The organism is Campylobacter showae CC57C (assembly GCF_000344295.2).
Taxonomy (GTDB): Bacteria; Campylobacterota; Campylobacteria; order Campylobacterales; family Campylobacteraceae; genus Campylobacter_A; species Campylobacter_A showae_B.
The window spans coordinates 1-5,975 of sequence record NZ_AOTD01000189.1 but is presented as its reverse complement, the minus strand read 5'-3'; the positions used below and the strand labels follow the sequence as shown (position 1 = coordinate 5,975).

3 protein-coding genes are annotated in these 5,975 nt (G+C 42.2%); all 3 read left to right on the top strand.

Annotated features, from left to right (window positions below):
• The coding region (locus H740_RS11965) for a hypothetical protein (RefSeq protein ID WP_197273065.1) at positions 1-4,402 on the top strand (4,402 nt) is incomplete at its 5' end.
• 189 nt (positions 4,403-4,591) lie between these two features.
• Entirely contained in the window at positions 4,592-5,185 is a 594-nt protein-coding gene (locus H740_RS07160) for a LemA family protein (protein WP_002952795.1), read from the top strand.
• A gap of 18 nt (positions 5,186-5,203) precedes the next feature.
• Positions 5,204-5,975, top strand: a 772-nt coding sequence (locus H740_RS07155; protein ID WP_002952794.1) for a TPM domain-containing protein, incomplete at its 3' end; no start/stop codon positions are given.

Here is a 5,975-nt window from a genome sequence, read left to right as displayed (position 1 = left end):
CCCAAGAGGTAGTGATAGTGTTAAATTTGACACCACCACGCCTGCGGCTCCTACGGTTGTATTTACGGAAGACTTGGACAATAGCGGATTATTAAGCTATTCTGAGAATAAGCAAGATCACAATAAAAATGTTACCGAAGCTAAGGTTACCGTACCTTCGGATGCCACATTAGGAGATACTCTAAAAATTACCGTTACTAATCCAGACGGCACGAAAACAACACAAAGCGTAACTATTACTCAAGATATTAAAGATCACGGCTACTCGTTGCAAATCCAAACCAATAAGATGTCGAATAATGCACCGACTACGGTTTCTGCAACTATAACTAACTCGATAGGTAACGAAAGCTCGGCATCTACCGATACGTTAAGATTGGATGTAAATCCAGTAGTTTACTTGCCTGAGAATTACAACGGAGACCGAATATTAACTCCTTCTGAAAATATAAGAGACGGGGATTTAAATTTTACGACAGTAAAAATTACCATCCCTGAGGATGCAAGAGCCGGTGATGATATGAAAATCACTATGACATATACTGACAAAAACGGTAACGTAACTACAGAGGAAAGAATAGAAGTAATCAAGCCGGAACATATAAATAACGGACGAACAATGGTGATTGACGGCATGGCTAAGGTAGCTCCGGGAGTTAAAACCGGAGTTATCGCTAGAGTCGTAGATCACGGTAACGGTGATCAGAAGAGTGAAGATTCCAACAATGCAGAAGTAACATTCTATGACGGTAATATAGGTGTAGAATTTAACGAAAAACCTAGCAAGGTACAGGCATCAGGAGCTAAGATACTATCTAGAGCAGACGGTATGACCGATCAAAACGTAAACGAAACTAACGCCACTATAACTATACCTTACGACGTTAAAGACGGCGATAAACTAGTCTTGAAGGTTGAGGAGCCAGGCAAAGGCGTAGTTGAAAAAACGTATACTATTAAATTAAATGCGCAAGGCGTTATAGAGTCTATAAAAAATGACGCTGATAGTAGCGATATTTTGCCTAGAAAATCTACTAAGCCGATCTCCGATCTAAGAACAGACGACGAGCTCTATAAATTTGAGTACAAAGATCTCGACGTAAGATCAAATCAAGATACGAAAATAACGGCTACCGTGAAATACACTGAACCACAACCTGACAAAACCGCCGATGCGAAAATCAGCATCGAGGCTATAAAAGAGCCTGGTGTTATCTTTGAAGATGCTAAAGGCGGAAAGGTTACTGATAGAACGGTTGCCGAGCACACGAGCAGCGAATACACGACGACCGTAACAATTAAAATTCCAAACAATGCGGTTAACGGAGATAAGCTAACTGTGACAATTAAAGAACCTAGGGCTGACGGATCATATATAGATACCGTTAAACACTATACTATTGAGAAAAATAACAACAAGAGCAATGCTGTAACGAGACTCAAAGATGATGATACTGGCAATTATGTAGACATGAAAACAAAAAATAGCTTCGAGATAAAAAACGTTCGTATGCGCACAGATCACAAAACTATCGTAGAGGCCGAAATATCAGATGCTAGAGGCATAGAGAAGGCTAGTGCTACTAAAGATAATATAATCAACAATCTAGATGCTATGGAAGTTAAATTTGATAAAGATGTTAATCAAAATTTAACCGTATCAAGAGCCGAAAGCGCTGAGGGCGGTAATACGCAGATCCATAAAACTACGGCAAGTATAAAGCTTCCTTATAACATAGTTGACGGCGATAAGTTAAATATCACTGTAAAAAATAAAGCTGAAACGTCAGGCGAGACGAGCCAAACTAAAACATACACCCTTCAATCATACCAAGACGCCGACGGAAACAAGCGCTTTAAGGGTGTGGCTGCCGACGGTACCGAGGTCGAGGTCAAAAAAGACTATACGGTACAAGTAGGCGTAACTATGGATGAGAGATACAAAACCGTAGTAGAGGCCGATGTTTCTGACGGTAAAGGCGGCAAAGCAGCTGCTAAAAACAATAGCGGAATAACCCCTCTTTATGACGATATGTATGTGGCCTTCGCCGAAGACGAAAACAACGACGGATCTATCTCTGCCGGCGAAAATGCTCAAAATGGGGTAACTACCGCTACCGTAAAATTACCTAGCAACATAGTAAACGGCGACAAACTAGAAATCGATGTTAAACATAATGGCGTAGTAGCCGAAACTAGAACTTATACTATAAAAGAGTATCAAGATCCAGCCGGCAATAAGCAATTTAAAATCGTGGATGCTAACAACAACGAGGTCGAGGTAAAACAAAACAATACGGTAGAAATCAAAAATATACCTATCAGCGATACCGCAAGTACTGGAGTAGACGCTAAAGTAACAGGAGCAGACGGAATCGGAAAGGCCGCGTCTGCAGCTAATAGCACGATACTAGGAAGCGGCGCGGGACATAGACCTCTTTATTTGGGCTTTGAAGAAGACGTAAACAGAAACGGTAAGCTAACTAGAACAGAAGCAGACCTAGACGGCAATATCCATAAGACAAATGCTCTAGTTACAATCCCTAGCAATGCAGTAGCCGGCGATAAAGTACAAGTTAGTATAAATCAGCCAAAACCGAACGGCACTACCGAGAATATCTCAAAAGAGTACTCTATAGTAGGCGTAAATCCTGATGGAAGCTATAAGGTTAGAGGTAGCGACGGGGTCGAATTTGATACCGGAAAAAACGGCATCATAAAAGTTCCTGTATCTATGATAGCCGGTAAAGAAACCTTAGTCGGCGCAAAAGTAGTCGACGGCGCGGGAACACAAAAAGCGGCCGTTGCAGACAAGGGTCTTGAGCTAACTCCTGAGTTAACCAATAAAAACGTATCTGTAAGCTTTGACGAAGACAACGCCAACAGAAACGGCGTAATAGATAGAAGCGAAGCTTCAAGCGACAATAGCGTCCTTACTACTACGATTAGCGTAACTCTTCCTAACGGCGTGGTAGCTGGAGATAAACTAACCGTAAATATAAAAGGAAGCGACAAGGTCTATACCTTTGAAAAATCAAACGGCAAGCTACAAGCTGTCGGTACGGACGGCTCAAGGATAGACGTAGAGGATGATACGGTAAAAATCAAAAACGTACCTATGCAAAACAATACCGAAATCGTTGCCAAAGCATCACTCTCTGACGAATTTGGAATAGACAAAACTCCGACGGCCGAGGCTAAAAATAAATTAAACAGTGATTGGAACGGAGAGCTAACCGCTAGATTTGAAGAGGATCTTGATGACGATGGTAAGATTAGCAGGGTAGAAGATACTGCAGACGGCGCATCTACTAAAACTACTATCGCCGTAGGGCTTCCAAGCAATATAATAAATGGCGATAAGCTAAATATTAATATTAAAGAGGGCGGCGTAAGCAGAAGCAACAAGTCATACACTATCGAAGAGTATAGAGACGCAAACGGAATCAAGAAATTTAGAGCCGTAAGCACAGATGGATCGGAAACTCTAGAGGTAGAGGGTGGCGCAGTGCGAATTCGCAACGTAGGTATGAGGCCGGATGATCAAACCAAGGTTTCCGTAGAAGCTACGCTAACCGATGCGTATAACAACAATAGAGTCACAAGCAATGATGAGGCTGTCCTAGAAAAAATGCAAAATATAAGCACGATAGGGTATAACGAAGAAACCAACTATGACGGCAGACTAACGGTAGCGGAAAATAGCAGAGACGGAGATAAGGGCTCAACAGGCATAAGCGTTTACCTACCTGACGATACGGTAGCCGGAGATAAAGTCGTAGTGAGCTATACCGATCCTCATGACGCAAGCAAAATGATAACCAAAGAGTTGCCTGCTCTGACTCAGGAAGATATAGATCGCGGTCATGTCTCTACCGATATATTGATAAATACCGAAAAAGACAATAACAAGGTAAATATTACCGCTAAAACGGTAGATCAAAACGGCAACGAAAGCGCTACCGTCTCTTTCCCTACGATAACTGTAGAAAAAGATACTACCGACGATACTATCACCTACAAAGCATCTCAAGAGAGGATGTACGGCGGACTAGGGGAAGACACGTTAGTATTTAACGACAGTATCGACTTGAGCCAAGTAAATAACCTAGATCATAAGGTTGAAAGCTTTGAGGAATTACAGCTAGGTGCCGACGGCTCAGGTGGAGCGGTAGAGCTAACCATTAGAGCTAAGGACGTGCTAGATATCACCGATAATGCCGATACGGTATTAAAAATAAAAGGCGACGAGTACGATAAGGTTAAAGGTCAAGGACAGTGGAGGCTATCGGATGATCAAAGCAAAGCCGATACCGGCTATAAGATGTATGATAGCGTGGATAGCGTAGACGGCAAAACTGTACACATACAAATCGACGAAAAGATCCAAACAGACTTTTAAGTTTTAAACGCTATGTGGCAAGAGAAGCAAAATCTCTTGCCGCAAATTTACTTTTTCAAATTTACTCCTAGTTTTCCCAAATTTAGATCAAAATTTAACTTCAAATTTACCCGACTTTCATTTTTAAATTATTAATTTTAAAAGCATTTAAGTGTATAATCAAGGTAGAAATTTCTCAAAGGAGCACCCATGAAAAATTTAGTCATTTTTCTAGTCGTCTTAGGCGTTATCGGCGGTATCGCCATGAAGTATATTAACGCCTTTCCGGTACTCGACGAGACGGTCAAAGAGAAATGGGCCCAGGTGCAAAACCAATACAAACGCCGCGCCGATCTTATTCCAAATTTAGTAAAAACAGTTCAAGGCTACGCCAGCCACGAGGAAGGCGTATTTAAGGAAGTAACGGAAGCTAGAAGCAAGGCTTCTCAAATGACGATCGACGTTAGCTCGCTAGACGATCCCGCTAAGCTAAAAGAGTTTGAAAACGCTCAAAAAACTCTAGGCGGCGCGCTATCTAGGCTAATGACTATCACCGAGAACTACCCTCAGTTAAAAGCCGATCAAAATTTCCTCTCCCTTCAAAGTCAGCTTGAAGGTACGGAAAATCGCATCGCAGTCGCTAGAAAGGACTATATCGCAGCGGTCAAGGACTACAACATCGCCCTTCGCAAGATACCGGATAAGTTTATAGCCGCGATTTTTTATCCAGAGCTCAAACCGCGCGTGACGTTTGAAGCAAGCGAGACCGAACAAAGCGCGCCGGACGTATCTTTCGCCAAATAACCCAACCAAGGTACAAAAATGAAACGCATTTTATCTACTTTATTTTGCGTTTTTACGCTTTTAGGACTTACGGCTATAAATTTATCGGCAGCAGATAATACTGCCGAACAAAACAAAACCGTAAAACAAACTACTACTCAAACATCAAACGAAAAGAGTTCAAATTTCCCTGCCTTAACCGGCAGGGTAGTAGATCAAGCAAGAGTACTAAGCCAGAGCGCAAAAGACGAACTAGAAACATTACTATCTACTCACGAAAACAATACCACTAATCAAGTCGTAGTAGCTACTATAGAATCTCTAGGTAACGCTCAAATAGAAGAGTACTCCATAGAACTAGCTAGACGTTGGGGTATAGGACAAAAAGGTAAAGATAACGGAGTAGTATTAGTAGTAGCTCCAAACGACAAACAAATACGCATAGAGGTAGGATACGGTCTAGAGGGTACTCTAACGGACGCTCTTAGTAGCAGTATAATAAACTACTACATAATCCCTGAGTTTAAAAAAGGCAATATCCAAAACGGTATAAACATAGGCACGCAAAAGATCATTGCTCTACTTGATGGGGATGAGGGGGTTAAGGAGGAGATAGAAAAGCAAGATGAGACACCTGTGGAAGCTTACGGGATAGTAGTTGGCATGGTGATGGTATTTGCTTCGGCTATTTTCGGCGCGGCGGCTTTGCGAATCGGAGCTAGCGCGACGCTATCAGGCTTTATCTCGGGCGTAGTCGCAGGGACGTTTGGTATCGAGGATCTGCTTGTTAGAGGCGGGGTCTTGCTCGTTC

Excerpts from the sequence above, each read along its gene's own strand:
- H740_RS07160 (WP_002952795.1), top strand. The coding sequence starts at position 4,592 with ATGAAAAATTTAGTCATTTTTCTAGTCGTCTTAGGCGTTATCGGCGGT.